This is a genomic window from Pseudomonas sp. LB3P93 (assembly GCF_054898025.1).
Genome location: NZ_CM142713.1, coordinates 2,266,558 through 2,290,759, shown reverse-complemented (window position 1 = coordinate 2,290,759; position 24,202 = coordinate 2,266,558). Strand labels below are relative to the sequence as shown.

General features: G+C 59.0%; 20 protein-coding genes and 5 tRNA genes. 8 read left to right on the top strand and 17 right to left on the bottom strand.

Annotation, left to right across the window (positions count from 1 at the left end; genetic code table 11):
- Nucleotides 1–104 precede the first annotated feature (104 nt).
- The 9 genes from ACYZT8_RS10210 to gltX all read right to left on the bottom strand — a co-directional run bounded on the left by ACYZT8_RS10210 (nucleotide 105) and on the right by gltX (nucleotide 5,497).
- A complete protein-coding gene (locus ACYZT8_RS10210) occupies nucleotides 105–1,064 on the bottom strand; it encodes a tRNA dihydrouridine synthase (protein WP_461958143.1) in 960 nt (319 codons plus the stop codon).
- A gap of 172 nt (nucleotides 1,065–1,236) precedes the next feature.
- Nucleotides 1,237–1,674 carry an acyl-CoA thioesterase gene (locus ACYZT8_RS10205; protein ID WP_461980761.1) on the bottom strand — a complete coding sequence of 146 codons (438 nt, stop codon included), beginning with the start codon at nucleotides 1,672–1,674 and terminating at the stop codon, nucleotides 1,237–1,239.
- 48 nt (nucleotides 1,675–1,722) lie between these two features.
- A complete protein-coding gene (locus tag ACYZT8_RS10200) occupies nucleotides 1,723–2,556 on the bottom strand; it encodes an alpha/beta fold hydrolase (RefSeq protein ID WP_461980759.1) in 834 nt (277 codons plus the stop codon).
- A 31-nt stretch (nucleotides 2,557–2,587) separates the two neighbouring features.
- Nucleotides 2,588–3,127: a TetR/AcrR family transcriptional regulator gene (locus ACYZT8_RS10195; protein ID WP_461980757.1), complete on the bottom strand. Its 540-nt coding sequence runs from the start codon at nucleotides 3,125–3,127 to the stop codon at nucleotides 2,588–2,590.
- A gap of 183 nt (nucleotides 3,128–3,310) precedes the next feature.
- Nucleotides 3,311–3,386, bottom strand: a tRNA-Glu gene (locus ACYZT8_RS10190).
- A gap of 80 nt (nucleotides 3,387–3,466) precedes the next feature.
- Nucleotides 3,467–3,542, bottom strand: a tRNA-Ala gene (locus ACYZT8_RS10185).
- Nucleotides 3,543–3,595: 53 nt separating this feature from the next.
- A tRNA-Glu gene (locus ACYZT8_RS10180) sits at nucleotides 3,596–3,671 on the bottom strand.
- 79 nt (nucleotides 3,672–3,750) lie between these two features.
- A tRNA-Ala gene (locus tag ACYZT8_RS10175) sits at nucleotides 3,751–3,826 on the bottom strand.
- A gap of 189 nt (nucleotides 3,827–4,015) precedes the next feature.
- Nucleotides 4,016–5,497, bottom strand: coding sequence for a glutamate--tRNA ligase (gene gltX / locus ACYZT8_RS10170; protein ID WP_461980755.1), 1,482 nt, complete (start codon nucleotides 5,495–5,497; stop codon nucleotides 4,016–4,018).
- 220 nt (nucleotides 5,498–5,717) lie between these two features.
- On the opposite strand from gltX, the gene ACYZT8_RS10165 reads away from it, so the two are divergent.
- Nucleotides 5,718–6,767: an HlyD family secretion protein gene (locus ACYZT8_RS10165; protein ID WP_461980753.1), complete on the top strand. Its 1,050-nt coding sequence runs from the start codon at nucleotides 5,718–5,720 to the stop codon at nucleotides 6,765–6,767.
- Complete coding sequence (locus tag ACYZT8_RS10160) at nucleotides 6,757–8,307, top strand: MDR family MFS transporter (RefSeq protein WP_461980751.1); 1,551 nt, start codon at nucleotides 6,757–6,759, stop codon at nucleotides 8,305–8,307. Before ACYZT8_RS10165 ends, ACYZT8_RS10160 begins: the two co-directional genes overlap by 11 nt.
- A 129-nt stretch (nucleotides 8,308–8,436) precedes the next feature.
- Here ACYZT8_RS10160 and uvrB read toward each other — a convergent pair whose 3' ends face one another.
- Nucleotides 8,437–10,452, bottom strand: a complete 2,016-nt coding sequence (gene uvrB / locus ACYZT8_RS10155) for an excinuclease ABC subunit UvrB (RefSeq protein ID WP_461980749.1) — start codon at nucleotides 10,450–10,452, stop codon at nucleotides 8,437–8,439.
- A 351-nt stretch (nucleotides 10,453–10,803) separates the two neighbouring features.
- On the opposite strand from uvrB, the gene ACYZT8_RS10150 reads away from it, so the two are divergent.
- Both ACYZT8_RS10150 and ACYZT8_RS10145 read left to right on the top strand, forming a co-directional pair.
- Nucleotides 10,804–12,000, top strand: coding sequence for an amino acid aminotransferase (locus ACYZT8_RS10150; RefSeq protein ID WP_461958137.1), 1,197 nt, complete (start codon nucleotides 10,804–10,806; stop codon nucleotides 11,998–12,000).
- Nucleotides 12,001–12,237: 237 nt separating this feature from the next.
- Nucleotides 12,238–12,447 carry a hypothetical protein gene (locus ACYZT8_RS10145; RefSeq protein WP_461958136.1) on the top strand — a complete coding sequence of 70 codons (210 nt, stop codon included), beginning with the start codon at nucleotides 12,238–12,240 and terminating at the stop codon, nucleotides 12,445–12,447.
- Here the strand turns inward: ACYZT8_RS10145 and ACYZT8_RS10140 are convergent.
- On the bottom strand, nucleotides 12,444–12,674 hold the full coding sequence (locus tag ACYZT8_RS10140) for a hypothetical protein (RefSeq protein ID WP_461980747.1): 231 nt from the start codon (nucleotides 12,672–12,674) through the stop codon (nucleotides 12,444–12,446). The genes ACYZT8_RS10145 and ACYZT8_RS10140 overlap by 4 nt on opposite strands.
- 227 nt (nucleotides 12,675–12,901) lie before the next feature.
- Between ACYZT8_RS10140 and ACYZT8_RS10135 the strand changes: the two genes are divergently transcribed.
- A tRNA-Asn gene (locus ACYZT8_RS10135) sits at nucleotides 12,902–12,977 on the top strand.
- Nucleotides 12,978–13,178: 201 nt separating this feature from the next.
- Here ACYZT8_RS10135 and ACYZT8_RS10130 read toward each other — a convergent pair.
- The 3 genes from ACYZT8_RS10130 to ACYZT8_RS10120 form a co-directional block, all read right to left on the bottom strand.
- Nucleotides 13,179–16,265, bottom strand: coding sequence for an efflux RND transporter permease subunit (locus ACYZT8_RS10130; RefSeq protein WP_461980745.1), 3,087 nt, complete (start codon nucleotides 16,263–16,265; stop codon nucleotides 13,179–13,181).
- Nucleotides 16,262–17,383: an efflux RND transporter periplasmic adaptor subunit gene (locus ACYZT8_RS10125; RefSeq protein WP_461980743.1), complete on the bottom strand. Its 1,122-nt coding sequence runs from the start codon at nucleotides 17,381–17,383 to the stop codon at nucleotides 16,262–16,264. The genes ACYZT8_RS10130 and ACYZT8_RS10125 overlap by 4 nt, the downstream gene beginning before the upstream one ends.
- Nucleotides 17,384–17,559: 176 nt before the next feature.
- Nucleotides 17,560–18,180, bottom strand: a complete 621-nt coding sequence (locus ACYZT8_RS10120; protein WP_461980741.1) for a TetR/AcrR family transcriptional regulator — start codon at nucleotides 18,178–18,180, stop codon at nucleotides 17,560–17,562.
- An 87-nt stretch (nucleotides 18,181–18,267) separates the two neighbouring features.
- On the opposite strand from ACYZT8_RS10120, the gene ACYZT8_RS10115 reads away from it, so the two are divergent.
- The gene (locus ACYZT8_RS10115; protein WP_461980739.1) at nucleotides 18,268–19,788 is read left to right on the top strand and encodes an efflux transporter outer membrane subunit; all 1,521 of its coding nucleotides are present in this window, start codon (nucleotides 18,268–18,270) and stop codon (nucleotides 19,786–19,788) included.
- Between the two features lie 224 nt (nucleotides 19,789–20,012).
- Here the strand turns inward: ACYZT8_RS10115 and ACYZT8_RS10110 are convergent, their stop codons facing one another.
- Nucleotides 20,013–21,530 (bottom strand): nucleobase:cation symporter-2 family protein, encoded by a 1,518-nt coding sequence (locus ACYZT8_RS10110; protein ID WP_461980737.1) that lies wholly within the window; start codon nucleotides 21,528–21,530, stop codon nucleotides 20,013–20,015.
- 256 nt (nucleotides 21,531–21,786) lie between these two features.
- On the opposite strand from ACYZT8_RS10110, the gene ACYZT8_RS10105 reads away from it, so the two are divergent.
- Nucleotides 21,787–22,068 carry a BrnT family toxin gene (locus ACYZT8_RS10105; protein ID WP_461980735.1) on the top strand — a complete coding sequence of 94 codons (282 nt, stop codon included), beginning with the start codon at nucleotides 21,787–21,789 and terminating at the stop codon, nucleotides 22,066–22,068.
- A gap of 3 nt (nucleotides 22,069–22,071) precedes the next feature.
- On the top strand, nucleotides 22,072–22,404 hold the full coding sequence (locus ACYZT8_RS10100) for a BrnA antitoxin family protein (RefSeq protein WP_461980732.1): 333 nt from the start codon (nucleotides 22,072–22,074) through the stop codon (nucleotides 22,402–22,404).
- Nucleotides 22,405–22,465: 61 nt separating this feature from the next.
- Here ACYZT8_RS10100 and ACYZT8_RS10095 read toward each other — a convergent pair whose 3' ends face one another.
- Both ACYZT8_RS10095 and ACYZT8_RS10090 read right to left on the bottom strand, forming a co-directional pair.
- Nucleotides 22,466–23,293: an arylamine N-acetyltransferase family protein gene (locus tag ACYZT8_RS10095; RefSeq protein WP_461980730.1), complete on the bottom strand. Its 828-nt coding sequence runs from the start codon at nucleotides 23,291–23,293 to the stop codon at nucleotides 22,466–22,468.
- Nucleotides 23,294–23,405: 112 nt separating this feature from the next.
- A complete protein-coding gene (locus tag ACYZT8_RS10090) occupies nucleotides 23,406–24,200 on the bottom strand; it encodes an exodeoxyribonuclease III (RefSeq protein WP_461980728.1) in 795 nt (264 codons plus the stop codon).
- Nucleotides 24,201–24,202: the final 2 nt, after the last annotated feature.

Genomic DNA, 24,202 nt, shown 5'->3' with positions numbered 1-24,202 from the left:
AAACAATCAGCAAGGTTTTGTGTCTCCGCGACCCGAATTCGGCATCGCGTAATCCCTAGATAGGGATCGCTGATTGCTTTTCAAGAGATTATTTTCAGATTTTTTCAGGCCGCTTCAGCCACCTGAAGACCCAGCAAACGCGAGACCTGATCGAGTTCGGTTTCACGACGCAGGACGGTGAACAGCTCAACCGCTTCTGGGTAATTACGGGTCAGCATCGCCAGCCACTGCTTCAAGCGACCCGGCGATTGACGTGCGGTCATCTGCGCCTTCGCCTGCAGCCAGAAGTCCTGAATCAGGGGCAGCAACTCTGCCCAGGTCATCTCGATCACTTCTTCACCGGCTCGCGCCGCCGCGATTTGCCGGGCCAGGTCCGGACGCGAAACCAGGCCGCGACCGAGCATGATGTCTTCCACGCCGCTGATTTCGCGGCAGCGGCGCCAGTCTTCAACGCTCCAGATATCGCCATTGGCGAACACCGGAACCTTGACCACTTCCTGCACCCGAGGGATCCATTCCCAGTGAGCAGGCGGCTTGTAACCGTCGGTTTTGGTTCGCGCGTGAACCACGATGTGCGCCGCGCCGCCTTCGGCCAGCGCGGTTGCGCAGACCAGCGAACCGTCCGGGCTGTCGAAGCCCAGACGCATTTTTGCCGTGACCGGAATGTGCGCAGGCACCGCACGGCGAACGTGTTCAACGATCTGATTGAGCAGTTCAGGTTCTTTCAGCAGGACGGCGCCGCCACGGGACTTGTTGACGGTCTTGGCCGGGCAGCCGAAGTTCAGGTCGATGACCTCGGAACCCAATTCACAGGCCAGCGCGGCGTTTTCTGCCAGGCACACCGGATCGGAACCGAGCAACTGCACCCGCAGCGGAACGCCGGACGCTGTGCGGGCGCCGGTCAACAATTCCGGGCCGAACTTGTGGTAATAGGCAGGCGTGAGCAGTTGATCGTTGATCCGAATGAACTCGGTCACGCACCAATCGATACCGCCCACACGGGTCAGCACGTCCCGCAGGATGTTGTCGACCAACCCCTCCATGGGCGCCAAAGCAATTTGCATGAGAAACACACTCAACGAAAAACGTGCGGCAGTTTACTGGATTCTCTGCCGAAAGACTTGCATCCGCCTCTGTGGCGAGGGAGCTTGCTCCCGCTGGAGCGCGAAGCGGTCCCTCGCGCAGGAGAGTGCTGCGCACTCTAACGGGAGCAAGCTCCCTCGCCACAGGATCGCGTCAACTTGGAATTAGCAACGCCGGGCCGTAGCCCTCGATGAACTCAGCAGGCATGCGCTTGGGCTTGCCCGTCGACAGTTCGATGCAGACGAAGGTGGTCTGCGCACGCAGCAACGTGGTGTTGTCGCTGGGGCGCTTCAACTGGAAGTGGCGGGTCATTTTCAGGCGCTGGTCCCAATCGACAATCCAGGTTGCCAATTGCAACTCGTCGCCTTCATAAGCGGCGGCCAGGTAATCGATCTCGTGGCGCACTACCGCCATCGCCCGATCCAGCCGACGGTATTCGACCAGGTCCAGGCCCAGCCGCTGCGAGTGGCGCCAGGCGCAGCGTTCGAGCCAGGTCACGTACACCGCGTTGTTCGCGTGCCCCAGCCCGTCGATGTCCTCGGCGCCGACTTCCAGATCAATGATAAATGGCGTTGCCCGATCCCAGCCCATGCCCCACTCCCGGTCAGATGATTTCGACCGGGGCAGTGTAACGGATGCTTATGCCGATTGGCGCGAATGCAGACTGCGACCGGACAGCAGTGATAACACGCCATCAATTACCCGAGGATCAGCCAACACACGTTGATGACCACCCTCCTCCAGGCGTAACAGCCGGCTGTCGAACCAGGCCTCGTTGATCAACCGGGATTCCTTGACCGGGACGAAGTTGTCATCTTCGGCGTGAACGATCAGCCCCGGCATGTCGAGCTGATAGTGCGCAACATCGAGCGTCGCAGCGCGCATGCCGACGTCTTTCTCGACCTGGCGAATGAACGCCGAACGCGCTTTGGGCGGCAATCGTACATAACGGGCAAAACCGCGTAACACGCCGAGAATCCGCGCCGGTGCGGCGATGGTGACCAGGGTTTCGGTGCGCAAGCCCAGCTGCACGGCGAGCATCGCACTGGCGCCGCCCATGGAGTGACCAATGACCGCTTGCAGCGGCGGCAACTCGGCAGCCGCTTCGAGCATGGCCCTGGCAAACAGCACGACATTCGCTTCGCTACCCGGTGAGCGGCCATGGGCCGGACCGTCCAACGCGACGACCGTGTAACCGGCATCGACCAGCGCCGTGATGAGACTCGCAAACTGCGTCGGCCGGCCCTCCCAACCGTGCATCAGCAACACGGCTGGACCTTGCCCCCAGCGCAGAGCCGAGAGGCCAAAGCGCAAGGTGATTCGTTCGGATTTTGCCAGCAGCGGCAATTCCCAATCACGCGGCGGCAAGTCGCGCGGCGTCATGAACGCCAGTCGCATTTTGCTCGCGACCAGTTTCGGTGCGAACCAACCCAAGGTGCCATTAACGCCACGAACCCACTTCAACGTGCTCATCGCTCTCACTCCTCAGGCCAATGCCTTCAGGTCATAGCACCGCCGACTTGGCGGCGCGCAGCAATCGATCAGACAACTCTCCTGGCCCCAGCGCCCGTGCCAGAGCCAGACCACCGACCATCAAGGCCATGTCGGCCAGGGCTTTGTCGGTGTCTTCCGGGCTGGCCGCCAACTGCGCGACCATCATTTCCACATGCTCATTCAACGCCACGCGAAACGCGTCCGGCAGGCGACCCAGCTCACCGACAGATGCCGGGATCGGGCATGCCGACTCAGAAGAATCACGGTGTTTGCGCGACAGATAAAACGCAGCCACCAACGCGCGACGTTCTTCGCCGGTCAATTCGGCGTCCATGTCGGCGATCAAGCTACGGCGGTGACCGAGCAGTTGCTTGAACGCTTCCAGCATCATTGCGTCCTTGCTTTCGAAGTGTGCATAGAAGCCGCCAACCGTAAGGCCGGCTGCCCCCATCACTTCGCCCACGCTCGGTTCGGCCGGGCCACGCTGAATCAGCGCTGCGCTGGCGGCCTTGAGAATGCGTTCGCGGGTTTGAGCTTTTTTATCGTTCATCGTTGCCTCCGAATATTACGACTAGAATATTATTCTCATAATAATTTTCCGCAAGTCGTGGATGTGACCGCTGGCCTGAAGAACAGTTTGAAAGAAATTGGGGGATTGGCCAAACGCCAGACAAACAAAAGGGCCATTCAATAATTGAATGACCCTTATAAAATCCCGCAGAGCGGGTAATCGTGGCGTCCCCTAGGGGACTCGAACCCCTGTTACCGCCGTGAAAGGGCGGTGTCCTAGGCCACTAGACGAAGGGGACGCAAAACCTTCTATACAACTGATCAGTGCTGAGAGCTGATCGATTCAAGGCCGGTGTGGCCAGACCTTGAACTGTAAAATTGGTGGAGCTAAACGGGATCGAACCGTTGACCTCTTGCATGCCATGCAAGCGCTCTCCCAGCTGAGCTATAGCCCCGGATTTTTCGCCTCGCGGCGGAGCGACATTTTGCAACATCGCTTCTGTAAAACTGGCGTCCCCTAGGGGACTCGAACCCCTGTTACCGCCGTGAAAGGGCGGTGTCCTAGGCCACTAGACGAAGGGGACGCAAACCCTTCTATACAACTGATCAACGCTGAGTGTTGATCGCTTCAAGGCCGGTGTGGCCAGACCTTGAAGTGTAAATTGGTGGAGCTAGACGGGATCGAACCGTCGACCTCTTGCATGCCATGCAAGCGCTCTCCCAGCTGAGCTATAGCCCCTCATCGCTGAGGACGGGGCGAATCTTAATGGCGCTTCGGAAAGCTGTCAAACTTATTTTTAAAATATTTCAAAGTTTTTTGCCGACATAACAATCACTTACCGCCCTCCCCCCGGAAAAACGGGGGTGGCGCCGAAGATCACGATCAAATGATCGCAACCTCCGGCAGTTCCTACAGGGTCAAACGTCCTCAGGCGATGTTGCCCAGGAGTTTTTCCCACTCCTTGTTTTCCTTCTTCGACACGCCGCCCAGCAGGTCGATGGCCTGGCGCAGACGGAAACGAGTCAGGTCCGGACCGAGGATTTCCATCGCATCGAGCACCGATACCGAACTGGCCTGGCCCGTGATCGCGGCGAACATCAGCGGCATGGCGTCGCGCAGTTTCAGCTCCAGAGATTCAACCACCGCCTGGATCGTCGCGGTGATGCTGTCTTTCTCCCACTGACGCAGGCTTTCCAGCTTCCACAGAATCAGTTGCATCAGCTGACGCACCTGATCGCCCGAAAGCTTCTTCGATTCGAACAGCTTGGCATCCGGGTTCACGCCACCAGCAAAGAAGAATCCGGCCAGCGGTGCAACCTGGCTGAAGGTCTCGACGCGGCCCTGTACATGCGGCGCGATCTTCATCATGTACTCAGGGTTGAGTGCCCAGGTTTGCAGACGCGAGGCGAACTCTTCTACCGGCAGATCACGCAGCCATTGGCCGTTGAGCCACGACAGCTTCTCGATGTCGAAAATCGGCCCGCCGAGGGATACACGGCTCAGGTCGAAGTGGTCGACCATTTCCTGCAACGAGAACTTCTCGCGCTCGTCCGGCATCGACCAGCCCATGCGACCGAGGTAGTTGAGCATCGCTTCCGGCATGAAGCCCATGCGCTCGTAGAACGTCACCGAGGTCGGGTTCTTGCGCTTGGACAGCTTGCTCTTGTCCGGGTTACGCAGCAGCGGCATGTAGCACAGCTCCGGTTGTTCCCAGCCGAAGTATTCATAAAGCAGGATCAGTTTCGGCGCCGATGGCAGCCACTCTTCACCGCGCAGCACATGGGTGATGCCCATCAGGTGGTCGTCGACCACGTTGGCCAGGAAGTACGTCGGCAGGCCGTCGGTCTTCATCAGTACTTGCATATCCATGCGATCCCACGGGATCTCGACGTCGCCACGCAGCATGTCCGGCACTACGCAAACGCCTTCGCTCGGCACTTTCATGCGGATCACGTGCGGTTCGCCAGCGGCCAGGCGGCGCGCGACTTCTTCCGCAGAGAGCAGTAGCGCACGGCCGTCGTAACGCGGGGTTTCGCCACGGGCCATTTGCTCGGCGCGCATCTGGTCCAGTTCTTCGGCGGTGCAGAAGCACGGGAAGGCATGGCCCATTTCGACCAATTGCTGGCAGTACTTCTGGTAGATGTCGCCGCGCTCGCTTTGACGATACGGACCGTGCGGGCCGCCAACGTCCGGGCCTTCGCTCCAGTCGATGCCCAACCAGCGCAAGGCGTCGAAAATCTGCTGTTCGGACTCGCGGGTCGAGCGCAATTGGTCGGTGTCTTCGATCCGCAGGATGAACTCACCGCCGTGCTGCTTGGCAAAGCAGTAGTTGAACAAAGCGATGTAAGCGGTACCTACGTGGGGGTCCCCGGTAGGCGATGGCGCGATGCGCGTGCGGACGGTGGTCATGGCAAGTCTCGAAATGAAGATAAAACAAAGGGCGAATGGTAACAGGCGACAGCCGCCCGGCTCCAGTCAGCAGGGCATTTAAGCCAAGGTTGCGTCTACAACGGGCCTGAGCGGCGATGAATGATGGATTATCAGCCGATGGCATTTACCCACTATCGACTGTATGCCAGATTCAGCTGCTGATAACTTTCCTTACAATTTCTCGACTACAGTCTGCCCCATGCCTGCCCAACTCAAGCGTCGCCTGTTCATTTTCCTGCTGATCGTCCTGCTGATTGCCGGGGGCTTTTTTGCCCAATGGTTTTTCAAGGGACGGTTTTATGAAAGCACCGACAACGCCTATGTCCAGGGCGAGATCACCCGTGTGTCGAGCCAATTGGGCGCGCGCATCGATCAGGTGCTGGTGCAGGACAACCAGCACGTCGAGAAAGGCCAGTTGCTGATCAAGCTCGAAGGCGATGACTTCCACCTCGCCGTCGACCGCGCCAACGCCACCCTCGCCACCCGCCAGGCCGAACGCCTGCAAGCCCAGAGCAAACTGACCCAGCAAGCCAGCCTGATCGCCGCCAGCGAGGCACAAGTCGCCTCCAGTCAGGCGAGCCTTGGGCGCTCGCAGATCGATTTGTCCCGCGCGCAGACCCTGCGCAAACCGGGCTACGTGTCGGAAGAACGGGTGACCACCCTCTCCGCCGACAACCACATTGCCCGTTCGCAAGTGACCAAAGCCCAGGCCGACGCCCAAAGTCAGCGCCAGCAAGTCAATTCCCTGAGCGCCGAGATCAAACGCCTCGACGCCATGATCGCCAATGCCAAAACCGACCTCGCCCAGGCCGAACTGAACCTGACCCGTAGCGAAATCCACGCGCCGATCAGCGGTTTGATCGGCCAGCGCGCGGCTCGCGAGGGCCAATACGTACAGGCCGGCGCTTATCTGATGTCGATCGTCCCGGACCAGGACATCTGGATTCAGGCCAACTTCAAGGAAACCCAGATCGGCCACATGCAGCCCGGCCAAAAAGCCAAGCTGACTTTCGATGCCTACAGCGACACGCCGATCGACGCGCGAGTCGACAGCCTGTTCGCCGCCTCGGGCGCGCAGTTCAGCCTGTTGCCTCCGGACAATGCCACGGGCAACTTCACCAAAGTCGTACAACGGATTCCGGTCAAACTGACCTTTGCCGCGGACAACCCGCTGCACGGCAAGATTCGCCCGGGCATGTCGGTCACCGCCAAAGTGAACATCCAAGACGCCCCTGACGATGGCCGGTGATCAACTGATCCGCCCGGTCGGCGAACCGACCCGGCGGGACTGGATTGCGGTGATGAGTGTGATGCTCGGCGCCTTCATGGCCGTGCTGGATATCCAGATCACCAACTCGTCGCTCAAGGACATTCAGGGCGCGCTGTCGGCGACGCTGGAAGAAGGCTCGTGGATTTCCACCTCTTACCTGGTGGCGGAAATCATCATGATCCCGCTGACCGCGTGGCTGGTGCAGCTGCTGTCGGCGCGGCGCCTGGCGGTGTGGGTTTCACTGGGATTTCTCGCCGCCTCCCTGCTCTGTTCCATGGCCTGGAGCCTGGAGAGCATGATCATCTTCCGGGCGTTACAGGGGTTTACCGGCGGCGCGCTGATTCCGCTGGCGTTTACCCTCACCCTGATCAAACTCCCGGAGCACCACCGCGCCAAAGGCATGGCGATGTTTGCCATGACCGCGACGTTCGCGCCCTCCATCGGCCCGACGCTGGGCGGCTGGCTGACGGAAAACTGGGGGTGGGAGTACATCTTCTACATCAACATTCCGCCGGGCCTGATCATGATCGCCGGCCTGATGTACGGCCTGGAGAAGAAAGAAGCGCACTGGGAATTGCTCAAAAGCACCGACTACATGGGCATCCTCACGCTCGGCGTCGGCCTCGGTTGTCTGCAGGTGTTTCTGGAGGAAGGCCACCGCAAGGACTGGCTGGAATCGAGCATGATCGTGACCCTGGGCAGCATCGCACTGGTTAGCTTGATTACTTTTGTGATCGTGCAGTTTTCCAAGCCCAATCCGCTGATCAATCTCGGCATCCTGGGCAATCGCAACTTTGGTTTATCGAGTATTTCCAGCCTGGGGATGGGCGTCGGCTTGTACGGCTCGATTTTCCTGTTGCCGCTGTACCTGGCGCAGATCCAGAACTACAACGCTTTGCAGATCGGCGAAGTAATTATGTGGATGGGCGTGCCGCAGTTGTTTCTGATTCCGCTGGTGCCGAAATTGATGAAATACGTGTCGCCAAAATGGCTGTGCACGCTGGGCTTCGGGCTGTTCGGGTTGGCGAGTTTTTCGTCGGGGGTACTGAACCCGGACTTCGCCGGACCGCAGTTCAATCAGATCCAGATCATCCGCGCACTGGGCCAGCCGCTGATCATGGTGACCATCTCGCTGATCGCCACCGCTTACATCCTGCCGCAGGACGCGGGGTCGGCGTCGAGCCTGTTCAACATCCTGCGCAACCTCGGCGGCGCGATCGGCATCGCCCTACTCGCCACGTTGCTGGATGCGCGGACCAAGACGTACTTTGATTACTTGCGTGAATCCATCGTGCCGAGCAATCCGCAGGTGGCGGAGCGGATGGCGTCGATGACGGACCGGTTTGGCAGTGAGACGGCGGCGCTGGGCAAGCTGAGCGAGATTGCGCATCAGCAGGCGTCGATCATGGCTTATAACGATGCGTTTCACTTTGTCGGGATTGCGTTGGGGATCAGTATGCTGGCGGTGTTGTTGACCAAAAAGTTGCCGGTGGGGCTCAAGGCTGGCGAGGCACATTAAGACCGAGTCGCCCCATTCGCGGGCAAGCCACGCTCCCACAGGTTTTGTGTCGTTCGCATAATTGATAAACGACACAAAACCTGTGGGAGCGTGGCTTGCCCGCGATAGGGCCCGTACAGGCAACGCAAATCAGACAGTAATCAACCGATCCCGCAACTTGGTAATTTCATCACGCATCTGCGCCGCAGCTTCGAATTCCAGGTCGCGGGCGAGCTGGTACATTTTCTCTTCCAACGCCTTGATACGCTTGGCGACTTCCCCCGGCGAACGCAATTCGGCTTCGTACTTGGCGCTTTCCTCGGCAGCCTTGGCCATGCCTTTGCGCTTCTTGCTGCGCGAACCCGGTACGGTGGCGCCTTCCATGATGTCGGCGACGTCCTTGAACACCCCTTTGGGCGTGATGCCGTTGGCCAGGTTGAATGCGATTTGCTTGTCGCGACGACGCTCGGTCTCGCCAATCGCCCGCTCCATGGAACCGGTGATGCGATCCGCGTAGAGAATCGCCCGGCCATTGAGGTTTCGCGCCGCTCGGCCAATGGTCTGGATCAGCGAACGCTCGGAACGCAGGAAACCTTCCTTGTCCGCATCGAGGATCGCCACCAGCGAGACTTCCGGCATGTCCAAACCTTCGCGCAGCAGGTTGATCCCCACCAACACATCGAAGGTGCCCAGACGCAAATCGCGGATGATTTCCACCCGCTCGACCGTGTCGATGTCCGAGTGCAGGTAACGCACGCGCACACCGTGGTCGGCCAGGTAATCGGTCAAGTCTTCGGACATGCGCTTGGTCAGGGTCGTGACCAGCACCCGCTCTTCCAGCGCCACACGCTTGCCGATTTCCGAAAGCAAATCGTCGACCTGGGTCAGCGCCGGGCGGATTTCGATTTGCGGGTCTACCAGGCCGGTTGGACGCACCAGCTGCTCGACCACGCGACCGGCGTGTTCCGCCTCGTAATTGCCCGGCGTCGCCGAGACGAAAATCGTCTGCGGGCTGATGCCTTCGAACTCGTCGAAACGCATCGGACGGTTATCCAACGCCGACGGCAGGCGGAATCCGTATTCCACCAGTGTTTCTTTACGGGACCGGTCGCCCTTATACATGGCGCCGACCTGCGGCACGCTGACGTGGGATTCGTCGATCACCAGCAAGGCGTCGGCCGGCAGGTAATCGAACAACGTTGGCGGCGCCTGGCCGGATTCACGGCCCGACAGATAGCGGGAGTAGTTTTCGATGCCGTTGCAATAACCCAGTTCGAGGATCATCTCCAGGTCGAAACGGGTGCGCTGCTCCAGGCGCTGGGCTTCAACCAGTTTGTTGTTGGTACGCAGGTAATCCAGGCGCTCCTGCAACTCGACCTTGATCCCTTCGACGGCACCCAGCAGGGTTTCCCGCGGCGTCACGTAGTGACTTTTCGGATAGAAGGTGAAGCGCGGCAACTGACGGGTTACTTCGCCGGTCAACGGATCGAAGGCGGAAATCTTCTCGACTTCATCGTCGAAGAGTTCGATGCGGATCGCTTCGAAATCAGATTCCGCCGGATGGATATCGATCACATCGCCGCGCACCCGGAACGTCGCGCGGGCGAAATCCATGTCGTTGCGGGTGTATTGCAGGTCTGCCAGGCGACGCAGCAACGCGCGCTGATCGAGCTTGTCGCCGCGATCCACGTGCAGAACCATCTTCAAATAGGTTTCAGGGCTGCCCAAGCCGTAGATGCACGACACCGTGGTGACGATGATCGCGTCTTTGCGCTCCAGCAGCGCTTTGGTCGCGGACAGGCGCATCTGCTCGATGTGGTCGTTGATCGAGGCGTCTTTCTCGATGAAAGTGTCCGACGACGGCACATAAGCTTCGGGCTGGTAGTAGTCGTAGTAGGAAACGAAGTACTCGACGGCGTTGTTCGGAAAGAACGCCTTGAATTCGCCATACAACTGCGCGGCCAGGGTCTTGTTCGGCGCCAGCACCAGGGTTGGACGCTGCACTTGGGCGATCACGTTGGCGATGCTGAAGGTCTTGCCCGACCCGGTCACACCGAGCAACGTCTGGTGCGCCAGGCCGGCTTCGATGCCCTCGACCATCAGGCGGATGGCTTCCGGTTGATCGCCGGCGGGCTGGAAGCGGGTGACTAGCTGGAATTCAGACATGCATACCTCTCGATTCTCGAAGCAGGGTATCGCGCCAGCGCGGTCAAACCGGCAGCAACGAGAAAGGCCGCAAACGACTCACGTCGCCCGAGGAAAAAACTGGATTGTGCTCAATGTGGTGCCGATTGCCCGCGCTTTCAAGGCAAACGTCCTACATCCCTTGAAGTCTTTGATGCCGCCATTCGACTAACGGTCGAAAAATAATCGAAAAAACTTACCCGAAAAGCCGAATCGTCTGTCGCCATCAATCGCAGATGGCCTCTATACTAGCTCCCCGTTTGTGCACCGCTCTAGTGCATTCGGCTGGAGCGCGACACGTCCCTCCACACTCCATTCAGAGCCGCCGCAAAAATGAGCCTGTTCTCCGCTGTCGAAATGGCACCACGCGATCCAATCCTGGGCCTCAACGAAGCATTCAACGCCGATACACGTACCACCAAGGTCAACCTGGGGGTCGGTGTTTACTGCAACGAGGAGGGGCGAATTCCACTCCTGCGCGCCGTTGTCGAAGCCGAGACGATTCGCGTCGCTCAACACGCTTCCCGTGGCTACTTGCCGATCGATGGCATCGCTGCTTACGACCAGGCCGTGCAAAAACTGCTGTTTGGCAATGACTCGCCGCTGATTGCTGCTGGCCGCGTCATCACCACCCAAGCCGTGGGCGGCACTGGCGCACTGAAAATCGGTGCCGACTTCCTCAAGCAACTGCTGCCGAACGCCATCGTGGCGATCAGCGACCCGAGCTGGGAAAACCACCGTGCCCTGTTCGAAACCGCGGGTTTCCCGGTGCAGAACTACCGCTACTACGATGCCGCGACCCACGACGTTAACCGTGCAGGCCTGCTCGAAGACCTGAACGCCCTGCCGTCCGGCTCGATCGTTGTGCTGCACGCCTGCTGCCACAACCCGACCGGCGTGGACCTGAGCCCGGCGGACTGGAAAAACGTTCTGGACGTGGTGAAAGCCAAAGGTCACGTACCGTTCCTCGACATGGCCTACCAGGGCTTTGGCGATGGCATCGACGAAGACGCCGCTGCCGTGCGCCTGTTCGCTGAATCGGGCCTGACCTTCTTCGTCTCCAGTTCGTTCTCCAAATCCTTCTCGCTGTACGGCGAACGCGTTGGCGCCCTGTCGATCGTCAGCGAATCGAAAGAAGAAAGCGCGCGCGTGCTGTCGCAAGTCAAACGCGTAATCCGCACCAACTACTCCAACCCGCCGACCCACGGTGCAAGCATCGTCGCGGCTGTGCTGAACAGCCCGGAACTGCGCGCCCAGTGGGAAGAAGAACTGGCGGAAATGCGCCTGCGGATTCGCGGCATGCGCATCCAGATGGTCGACCTGCTGGCGAAAAACGCGCCACAGCGTGATTTCAGCTTCGTCGGTCGTCAGCGCGGCATGTTCTCCTACTCCGGCCTGACCGTTGAGCAAGTCACCCGCTTGCGCACCGAGTTCGGCATCTACGCCCTGGACACCGGCCGCATCTGCGTGGCGGCTTTGAACCAGAGCAACATCGACGCGGTGACCAAGGCCATCGTTGCGGTGATCTGAGTCGTTGCGGGATACGAAAAACGGGAAGCCTTGGGGCTTCCCGTTTTTATTTGTCGCAGATAAGTGTCAAAGCGCTATCGGCGCCCTCTAAACTCCACACAACGATGCACCTGTAGGAGCGAGCGGGCGGCGATCCGACTTGCCCGCGAAGCTTTGAGCGTCAGAGAGGACGCCTTCGCGGGCAAGCCTCGCTCCTACAGATTATGTGTACACCTGAGAATTCTGAAGAGAGCCCACATGAAAAACGATGACCTGCGCGCTGAGCGCGATGACTTGGACGACTTGAATGATTTCGCCCCCCGCGCCCCGGCCAAACGCGGTAACAACCTGGTGCTGCAAGTGGCTGCTGGCGTATTTCTCGGCGGCCTGGCCCTGTGGCTGGTGCAACTGGCCGCCACGATGCTGTACGCCAAGCTGATGCTCGCCACGGTGACCTTCGGCGGTTAAGCCAGTTCGGTCGCACGCTGACTGGCGGCATCGTCATAGGCGACGTAGAGCGATTCGGCGACCTGGCTCTTGATCGCTTTGGCGCTTTCCAGACCGAGGACGAAGCCTTCAGCCTTGCCGCCCGCGCGGTTCAAATCGTCAGCAGTGCTGGCCTGAGCGATTGCGTCGAACAGCTTCTCGGCATGCGGGCCGACACCTTTGGGCAGGCTGATCTGAGCGATGCTCATGCGAACACCCCGTTGTTTTGAAGGGTGAGGATTGGGTGATTCATGGCACGTACCTTTTCGGCGAATGGCCGGCAGCGCGTGTAACCACTTCCGGGCGGCCATGGTAGACCTCTGAGGCGATTCTGGTAACCGCCCACGGCCGATAAACCACCGTCCGTCTCGATGAATCCATCAAGTCGTTAACAGACGCTTGACTTCTCTTTTTGAATCAGTAACATACGCGCTATTCCGCGATAGCTCAGTTGGTAGAGCAAGTGACTGTTAATCACTGGGTCCCTGGTTCGAGTCCAGGTCGTGGAGCCAGACAAGGTTCCAGAGAAGGCTTTCAAAATCTCTGAAACCCCCGAAGAACCCGCCTTATGGCGGGTTTTTTCGTTTTGGCGTTCTGTCGAATTCCGGTGGGTACCAACCACGAAGGGCGCAGCGGGATCAAACTGCTGAGTAATCCCGGGCCAACATGCTCATATTGATTTTCCTTTTTGAAACGATCCAGGCACGCAGGTATCAAGCAACATGAGTGTTCGCTGCAAGCTCATGCGCGGGCACAGGCTTGATCTTGAACCAGAGGGCGTACATCGCTGGCAGGAACACCAGGGTCAGCACGGTGCCGGCAAACGTACCGCCAATCAGGGTGTAGGCCAGCGTGCCCCAGAACACCGAATGGGTCAGCGGAATGAACGCCAGCATCGCCGCCAACGCCGTGAGAATCACGGGCCTCGCACGCTGCACAGTGGCTTCGACCACGGCGTTGTAAGGTGACAGGCCGGCTTGCTCATTGGCGTGAATCTGGCCGATGAGGATCAGCGTGTTGCGCATCAGAATCCCTGACAAGGCAATCAGTCCCACCAAGGCGTTGATCCCGAACGGCTGCTGGAACAGCAGGAGAATTGGCACCACACCAATCAGGCCCAAAGGCGCGGTGGCGAACACCATCATCATTGCCGACATCGAGCGCACCTGAATTATGATGGTCAGCAACATCAGCGCGATCATGATCGGGAACAACGGCAGCAATGCCTTGTTCGCTTTACCCGACTCCTCGATCGAGCCGGCAAACTCAATCCGGTAGCCCGCCGGCAGTTTTTCGATGATGGGCTGCAACTGCGTTATCAAGGCGTTGGAGACATCGGGAGGTTGAAGACCTTCAGCCACGTCACCGCGCACAGTTATCGTCGGCGTACGATCACGACGTCGCAGAATGGGCTCTTCCATGCGCACATCCACCGCCCCTACCTGGGACAGCGACACGCGCTGCCCTTGGGCGCCGGTCAGCGTGAAGGCGGCAATTTTCGACGGATCCAGACGCGTTTCTCCCGCCGAGCGAGCGACCACCTGAACCGAACGAATGTCCTCACGCACCTCGGTGACAGGCACCCCCGTGAGCAGGAATTGCAGCTGTTGCGCGACATCGGTCGAGGTCAAGCCGAATGCTTGCAGGCGATCCTGATCCAGCGTGAGATGAAGTGCCGGCGCACGCTCGCCCAAGTCGGTGTTGACGGTCCTCATCATGGGGCTGGTGGTCATGACCTCACGCACCTGCGCGGCGATATCCCGCAACACCGCGGGGTCGGCGCCCATCACCCGAAAGGCCACCGGATACGGCGAATAAGGACCAAATACCAACTGCGTCACCCGCACCCTGGCTTCAGGCGCCAAGCCATCGGCTGCGGCTTGCCTGAGGCGGAGCTTGAGCGCCTCGCGCTCTTGCTGACTCGCGGTCAGGACGACGATTTTTGCGAAGGATGGATCGGGTAGCTCAGGGGCCATCGCCAAATAGAAGCGCGGCGCGCCCTGGCCAATGTAAGCGGTGACGATCTTGGCTTCCGACTGCTGAGCCAACCACGCCTCGACCTTGGCCGCGGCCACATCAGTCTGTTCGATAGAGGTGCCGTGAGGCATCTGCACCTCAACCAGCACCTCCGGTCGGTCGGACGTTGGAAAGAACTGCTTCTTGACCACACCCATACCCAGAATCGCAACAACAAACAAGCCAACGACGGATGTAGCCACCAGGCCTTTGCGGCGGATCACACTGCCCAGCAGGCGCCTGAAACGCTGGTAGTTCGGAGTACCGTAAATCGCGGTATGCCCGCCTTCAGGCACCTTGATCTGCGGCAGCAGTTTGACGCCCAGGTAAGGGGTGAACACCACGGCCACCACCCAGGAAGTGATCAGCGCGATGCCAACGATCCAGAACATGTTCGCGGTGTACTCACCGGCGGTCGACTTGGCAAAACCGTTGGGCATAAAGCCGATCGCCGTCACCAACGTCCCCGACAACATCGGCGCGGCCGTGTGGCTCCAGGCATAAGCGGAGGCCTTGATTCGGTCGTAGCCCTCCTCCATCTTCACCACCATCATTTCAATGGCAATGATTGCATCGTCCACCAGCAGTCCCAGCGCCAGAATCAACGACCCCAGAGTAATTCGATCGAAGTCCTTGCCCGTGGCCGCCATGACAATGAACACGGCGGCCAGGGTCAGCGGTACCGCCGCGGCAACCACAACGCCGACACGCCAGCCCATGCTGAGAAAACACACCAGCAGCACCACGCCCAGGGCAGCAAAAAACTTCACCATGAACTCGTTGACGGATGCGCCGATATTCACTGCCTGATCCGTGACCTTGGTCAGGCTCATGCCCAAAGGCATCTGCTCGTTGATTGCTGTGGCCTCGGCCTCAAGCGACTTCCCCAGATCCAGACCGTTCCAGCCATCGCGCATGACCACGCCGAGCAACAATGCGGGCTCGCCATTGTTGCGCACCAGGAACGTCGCAGGGTCCTCATAACCGCGCTTGACCTCAGCCACATCCGACAACTTGAGGGTTCTGCCCTGCACCGTCAGTGGGGTATTACGAATCTTCTGCAGGTCATCAAACGCGCCATCCAGGCGGATGAACACCTGCGGGCCCTTCGCTTCAACTGAGCCAGCCGGCGTTATCATGTTCTGCGTGTTCAACGCACTGAAGATGTCTCGTGCGGAAATGCCCAATGTCGCCAAACGTTCGTAGGACAGCTCGACAAAAATGCGCTCGGCCTGTTCACCGATGATGTTGACCTTCTTCACACCCGCCACATGCAGCAGACGCTGGCGCAAACTCTCGGCTTCGCGCACCAACAGTCGTTGCGGCTCGCCCTTGGCCTTGAGCGCATAGAGCGCGAAGGTGACATCGGAATACTCATCATTGACCATCGGGCCGATCACCCCAGTCGGCAACCCCTTCTGCTCATCCAGGATTTTCTTGCGCGCCTGGTAAAACTCCTCCTGGACGGCTGAGGGTGGCGTGCTATCGAGAAGATAAACCGTGGTGAATGCCAAGCCGGGCCGGGTAAAGGTTTCGGTCCGGTCGTACCAACGCAGTTCCTGCATGCGTTTTTCCAGCTTTTCTACCACCTGGTCCTGGATCTCCTGGGCCGTCGCCCCAGGCCAGGCGGTGACCACCGTCATTTGTTTGATGGTGAATGCGGGGTCTTCCGCACGCCCCAGTTTGAAGAAGGCGTACAACCCACCCACAGAAATCAACAGGATCAAAAACAGGGTGATTGAGCGCTCGCGTACTGCCAGCGCCGAAAGATTGAAGCCGCTCATCGACTCACCTCAACCACCGTTTTTTGCGTGGCACCGGCAAGTTCAGTCCTGACCTTCTCTCCCTCATTCAATAAGTGCGAACCCAATGCGACGACTCGATCACCCACCTGGAGATCACCCGTCACACGCACGCTGGCCTCGTTATTCAGGCTGAGAACCTTGATCGGGCGCCATACCACTTGCTCCGGTTCTCCCTCGACCACCCAGACACCCGGGCCTTTACCCGCGTCGTAGAGGGCCCCCATGGGCACCTGTAATTCCTTGCCATCAGCAACATCCGTGTCAGCGATAACCACTGAGATCGTCGAACCAAGGGTGGCGTTGGAGAGCGCCCCCTCCAGCACATAACGCGCTTCAAACGTTCTGGTCTGTCGGTCGGCAGAGTCGGACAACTGCCGTAAACGCGCTTTACCTGCAGTCTGGTGCTGACCGTATAGCTCAACCGTCCCCGAAGATCCCAAAGCAGGGCGTAACGTCTCGGGCAACTGGATCACCGCCTCGCGCTGCCCTGAGTGGGCAACACGCACCACCACCTGACCTGCGCCAATCACCTGCCCCGGCTCAGCCAAGGTGTCCACCACAACCCCATCAGCATCAGCCAATAATGTCGAGTAACCGGTCGCGTTTTTAGCCACATCAGCCTGGGCTTGAGCAGCGTTGAGTTGGGCTTTCGCCGAGTCGGCAGCCGCTTTGAACCCTGCGTAAGCTGAAGCAGATACCGCTCCGACGGACACCAGATCACGGTAGCGGAGCTCGTCATCGGAGGCCTGCCGGGCTCGGGCCGTAGCGGCCAGCACCGCTTCCTGCTGCGCCCTCGCGGTCAGCGTCAGGTCGTTGGCATCGATGCGCATGAGTGGCTGCCCCCGTTTGACACTCTGCCCAGAGTCCACCAAGCGCTCCAGGACTTTCCCTGGCACCCGAAAACCGAGATCACTCTGAACTCGAGCCGCGACGATACCGGTGAATACCCGTACCGCTGGCGCGGAGGGTTGAACCACGCCGATGCGCACCAAGGGCACTTGAAGGCGAGGATCGGCAGGCGCGGCCTCGTTGCAGGCCGCCAGGGCAAACGGCAACAAGACAATGAAAATGAGTGACATGCGGCGGCACTGGATCATAAAGACCTCTTGGTAGCGGATGCACCATGCTTATTCAAGTGACCAATTATGTCAATAGTCACCATCGAGGCGAATGAACATCGCCCAGTTGATCAGAGCAAAGCAGAGAGGCTTGATATTTGGTTTTTCAGGCGCACACGCTGATACGGATGCGCATCGCATCCGTCAGCAGAGGTTTAAGGCATCAGGCTGCGCAGAACAAGATTGGAGATTAGCGAAGGGGCTTCTTCAACAAAATCGAGGTTGTACTGCAATAGCAGAGGATTGATGAAGGGCCGCAGAGCGAGATGAATCGCTTCTACTGTCTCGTCCAGCGGTGTCTTGCGCTCAAACTCGCCGAGCTCTCGCCCCTCACGCACGATTTGCAACACGAAGTTCTTGATCTGAGCGTCATAGACTTGCGAGCTGGGCCAGCGCTCCGACGCGGAGAACGCAGCGATGTCATAGAGTTTACGGTCGTTAAAGAACAGGCTCACACCTGTAGCGATCAAAGTTTTGACCAAGCGCCGAAAACGTTCAGTCGGCGAGATGCCGTCTACGTTGATGGCCTGCTCCACTGCCGCAACGATTTCAGTCAGGCAATTTGTACAAATTGCGTTACCAATCGCCTGCTTGGATTCAAAGAACTTGTAGATGTATGCCTTGGAAAAACCGATGGCCTTGGCTAGGTCAGAAACCGTGGTTTTGCCATAACCATACTGACTGAAATGCTCGTTGGCCGCCGCGACAATCTGGTCTCGAATGTCGTGATCGGCTGGGCCTCGGGCGCTGGGCGAAGAAACTGATGGCTGATTCATGCGAGCAGCTTACTCACCCCAATGGTGGTTGACAACTTGTGACCAAATTGTAATATCGTCACAAACCGACCCTTTCGCAGGTATCGCATGCACCCTCCTCCTCGTTTCGCCATTTTACTGTGTTTGGGTATGGTTGCAGGTTGCACAGTGGGCCCCGACTACTCAGAACCCCGTGTGGAATTGCCCGAGCATTTCTCGGCGCAGACGTCCAACGCACGACAAGTAGGCGCCGCAAATACCGATCTCGCCGCTTGGTGGAACGCATTTAATGACCCGCTACTCAGTCAGCTGATAAATCGAGCACTTGAACAGAACCTCGATTTAGCGCAGGCAAGCGCAAGGATCGAGCAGGCTCGCGCCGGTTTGGGTGCAGCTGACGCAGCCCTCCTGCCGTCGGCTACCGTCAACGGTCAAGCGGCCCGAGCCCGTCAGTCGTTGGAGACTCCGTTGGGCCAAGTGCTGAATTCAACCCCTTCGTATAATCGTTACGGCAGTGCCTATGAGGCGAATTTGAATGCCGGCTGGGAGTTGGATGTGTTTGGCGGGCTGCGCCGCAGCAAAGAGGCGGCCTTCGCCGATTATCAGGCCTCACAAGCCGGGGCAATCGCCACACGCCTGGCAGTGGTCGCGCAAACAGCCGATCTTTACATCAGCATCCGTGGCCTGCAAGCACGCATGGAAATTGCCCGGCAGCAAGTAGACACACGACAACAACTGCTCACCACCATCGAACACCTCTACGCAAAAGGCCTGGCGGCTGAACTGCAGTTGAATCAGACCCAAGGCTCGCTGAATCAAGCGCAGGCAACCGTGCCTGTACTGCAAGCAGGCATTGACGCGGCAATGAATGCGCTGGATGTCATGTTGGGCAAGGCGCCCGGCACTTATAGCGCGCAGTTGACCAAGCCGGCGCCCATCCCTGATGTGCCACGCCTCTCGGACATGGGCGCGCCGGCCGACCTGCTGCGTCGGCGTCCAGACTTGATCGTCGCTGAGCGCCGGCTTGCGGCATCCAACGCACGCATCGGCGAAGCCATGTCCGAGTACTACCCCAAACTGTCTGTGGGGGCGCTGCTCGGCAGTGCGACCTCGGTATCCAGCGCAAATCTGTTCAGCAATGGCGCCAGTCAGGCTTCGGCGGCACTGGGATTACGCTGGAGGCTGTTCGATTTTGGCCGCATCAACGCTCAAATTGATTTGGCGAAAGGTCAAGAAGCCGAAGCCTTAGGCGCTTACCGCCAGTCCGTTCTGCGGGCCTGCGAAGATGTCGAAAGCGCTTTTTCGGCGCTGATCAACCGCGAGCAACAATCGACACAACTCGCCCAGGGCGAGTCGGCGTATGCGAAAGCCCGAGCGACGTCGTTTGTCGCCTATGAAAAAGGCGTGGTCAGCCTGATCGAAGTTCTGGATGCCGATGAACACCTGTTAGCGGCATCTGATGGCAGAGCTCAGGCACAAACTGAATCGGCTCGCGCTGCAGTGGCCACGTTCAAAGCATTGGGTGGCGGTTGGCAGCGAGACGACTCAGATGCTCGCGTTGCCTTAATAAAAACGAAGCCAATAAAAAAGGCGCCCCGAAGGACGCCTTTTGAATATTTCGAGGAGTAGTCGCCGCGATTCTTTAGCTCCTGGTCACGAATGACCTTGGGTTCAGAATCCGACCGGCATGCCAGTCGTCACTACTTCAGAGGGACCAGCTTCTCTGCTGCCGACAGGATGGGGGGCCGATACTGGAGGCCAAGCCCAAGGATGCGCATTGCAGACCTCGAATCCGATTTCAGCCATGAGCGGAGCGAGTGTCAACCGGTCACTCGAACCGTCCATGAGTGCCGTCAGACATGCTCACTGCTTTTGGCATGAGCCGCCCGATGCTCGCCCGAATCATGAGCCGCTTCCTCCACCGGGATCTCATTCCCGTCGCAGTCACGCAGTTTGCCTTCGCTGAAGTAATCCCCTTCACGCAACGCAGCCAGATCCTGATAACGCAGCACCCGCTCAGTACCGGCCGCAAACACCGACTGCTGATCCGAGTTGCCGGCGGTGAGGTGGTTGAAGGTCAGGTTGAGCACGATGGCCATGATCGCCGAGGAGCTGATGCCCGAGTGGAAGATGGTCGCGAACCAGCTTGGGAAGTGGTCGTAGAAGTTCGGCGCAGCGATCGGGATCATGCCGAACCCGATGGAGGTGGCAACGATGATCAGGTTGACGTTGTTGCGGTAATCAACCTTGGACAGCGTGCGAATGCCACTGGCCGCCACGGTGCCGAACAGCACGATGCCAGCGCCACCCAGTACCGAGGTCGGTACCGCGGCGATGACCCGTCCCATGAATGGCAGCAGACCGAGTATCACCAGGAACAAGCCGCCGGTGGCGACCACGAAGCGACTCTTGATACCGGTCACGGCCACCAGCCCGACGTTCTGGGCGAAGGCGCTTTGGGTGAAGGAGCCGAAGATCGGCGCGATCATGCTCGACAGCATGTCGGCGCGCAGGCCGTTGCCCAGGCGTTTGGAGTCAACCTTGGTGCCGATGATTTCACCGACGGCGAGGATGTCCGCCGAGGTTTCCACCAGGGTCACCATGACCACGATGCACATCGACAGGATCGCGGCGAAGTGGAACGTCGGCATGCCGAAGTGGAACGGCGTCGGGAAGCCGAACATCGGGCCTTGTGTGACCGACGAGAAGTCTGCCATGCCGAGGAACACCGCGATGATCGTACCGATGACCATCGCCAGCAGGATCGACAACCGGGAGATAGTCGCGCTGCCGATCTTGCTCAGCAGCAAAACCAGCACCAGCGTCACTGCAGCCAGACCGATGTTCGCCATGCTGCCGAAGTCCGGGGCATGGCTGTTGCCGCCCATGGCCCAGCGTGCGGCCACCGGCATCAGCGTCAGGCCGATGGTGGTGATCACAATGCCCGTCACCAGCGGCGGGAAGAACTTGGTAATTCGCGAGAACACCGGCGTGATCAGCAAACCGATCAACGACGCGGCGATCACCGCCCCGAGAATCGACTGAAAGCCGCCCTCCCCGCCGCTGCTGACAATCGCCACCATCGTCGCAACACCCGAGAACGACACGCCCTGTACCAGCGGCAACTGACACCCGAAAAACGGTAAACCGAGGGTTTGCAGTAATGTCGCCAAGCCCCCCGCAAACAATGAAGCAGCAATCAACAAACCGATGTCCGCTGGCGAGAGCCCGGCCGCCTGGCCGATGATCAAAGGCACCGCGACGATGCCGCCGTACATGGTCAGAACATGTTGCAGGCCGTAAGCCATATTCGCGCCGACCCCGAGGTTTTCGTCCTCAGGTCGTTGGTGTGAAACATGGGGCGTTTTCATGGTTGGGGGGTTCCCTGGTTTTTTGTTATGCGCACACTGTATGCAAGACTCAGGACAAATGTCTATAGAGTTGTATACAACTCATCAGTCAGATTATGGACATATGTCCATGCTGCCCTTTGACTGCGCGGTTTCCCCCCTCCAAAAAATCTTGAAATACATCCGGAGTTCGCCTTCTCCCCTGCCCGCTAGTCTTTTGCATTCCAAGCGACCGCCGGCACGGACGCCTCTCGCTTATACATATAAAGTATGCATAATGAAGTCATTCGAAATTCAGTATCACAAGGCAAAAAACGCGGCCAACAAATTAAAGCATCGCGGCATCAGCCTCGCTGAAACAGAACCGGTATTTTACGACGAACGAGCACTGACGATTCAGGACAACCATCACGATGAACAGCGGTGGATCGTCATGGGAATGGATGCCAAGGCTCGCTTGCTGGTCGTTGCGTACACCTATCGCGATCCGAATTTCGTTCGAATCATTTCCGCGCGCATCGCTAACAAAAACGAGCGTCGCCGTTATATGGAGGATTGACCAATGAAAGATGAATACGACTTCAGTAACGCCAAGCGTGGAGCGGTTGCCTCCAGCAAAGGCAAGACCCGAATTACCATCATGCTCGATGATGTCGTCATCGAAGCAGCGCGCGCCCTGGCTGAGAGTGAAGGGTATGGTTATCAGACGGTGATCAACAACACCCTGCGCCAGACGTTGCTCAGCAACAGAGAAAAAACTGCCGAGCACGATCAGTACGCCGCAGTTGCGAATGCCGGACATTTCAAAGCAGGAGTAACAGCATCTGAACTGAAGAGCCTCGAGAAAAAACTGTCAGAGGTCTTGAGCGAAATCCATCGTGTGATTGAGCCTTGAGCCTAGTCCCCATTCAAGAAGTAAGGGCAGATGACTTGACTCTGCCCTCTCTGGACGACGGCTACGTCGCCTGAATCAACCGCTCAAGCACCGACCTCAACCCCACATGCCTGGGCACCCGAATCCCGAACTCGCCCTCCAGCAACCCAATCAATTCCTCCACATCCGTTACTTGCCGCCGTTCGCTCTCGGCACCCACCCGATGAATCGCAAAACTGCCGTTGTTCAACGTGCGCCTCCAGCCATCCCCGGTGCGCGCGACCATCAGTTGTTTAGCAAACGACGACTCGGGATAGGTCGAGACGTACCAGTTGCCGACGGCGTAATCGATGTCTTCCTGGCGTTGCAAGTCGAAGATGTACATCGGCCGCCACTCGCCGCCGACATTGGCGCGCAGGGTGCAGCCGTCTTCATGGCGCTCTATGCGATACGGTTCGTGGGGCGTGAGCTGTGCAGCATCGGTGTCGAGCATGAGCGGTGCCGTAGGTACCATGCCGCCGAAGCCGACGTCGGTGATGTAGCGCACGCCGTCCAGAATGACCAGACTCAAGCGATGCGTGCGGGCGGTCCATGCGCCTTCGGGTTGGCCCATGACCACTCGGCCGGTGATGCCGCGTGCGTCGAAGCCCAGCTCCTGAAGCAAGACCAGAAACGCGCAGTTGAGTTCGTAGCAATAACCGCCGCGCCCCTCGTGCAGAATTTTCTGTTCGATGGAGGGCAGGTCGATGAGTACCGGCTCGCCGGACAGCGTAGTGAGGTTTTCGAACGGGAAGGCCCCTGTGTGGCGCAGTTGAAGTTGGCGCAGGGTGTCCAGGGTCGGCGCCGGGGGCGCGTCGAAACCCAGGCGTTGCAGGTATAACGCACGGTTCGTCAGGCGTGGCTCGCTCATTGCTCGGTCCTTATGCATTGGGCCGCGGATCTCTCCGCCGATGGGCGCCATGTATAAGGGATAAAGCGGTCCGACTGACAATTGATTTCGCCAATCGCCCTCCCTCTGAACATCAACGCCGCTTGCGCGAACTCAGGCGAATCCATGTCGGTGCGTGATCGCTGGCGTGCGGTTCGTTGCGAACCCAGGCATCGACCCCGGCCTCATGCAGATAAGGACTCAGGCCTGAGTTGAGCAACAGATGATCGATGCGCAATCCAGAGTTTTTCTGCCAGTGCTGCCTGAAATAATCCCAGAAGGTGTAGAGGCGATCCTCCGGGTACAGATGACGCAGGGAATCGGTCCAGCCCTGATCCAGCAAGCGCTGGTAACACTCGCGACTCTCCGGTTGCAGCAACGCGTCCTTGAGCCACGAGCGCGGGTTGTATATGTCGAGGTCGGTAGGCACCACGTTGTAGTCGCCCGCCAGCACCACCGGGTGTTCGCTGCCTTGGAGATCCTTGGCGTAGGCGATCAGCCGCTCGAACCACGCCAGTTTGTAGTCGAACTTCGGCCCGGGTTGCGGATTGCCGTTGGGCAAATACAGGCAGCCCACCAGAATCCCGTGCACCGCGGCTTCCAGGTAGCGGCTATGCGTGTCGGCGTCGTTACCCGGCAGACCGCGCCTGCTCTCTAACGGTTGCGCATCTCGCGCCAGAATCGCCACCCCGTTCCACGACGACTGACCTTGCCAGACTGCGCCGTAGCCCGCGGCCTCAAGCTCGGCGGCGGGGAATGCGCTGTCGAGCGACTTGAGCTCCTGCAAACAGGCAATGTCCGGTTTTTCGCGCTCAAGCCAAGCCAGCAAATTCGGCAGTCGGGCACGCATGCCGTTGACATTGAAAGTGGCGATTTTCAGTTTTTTCATGG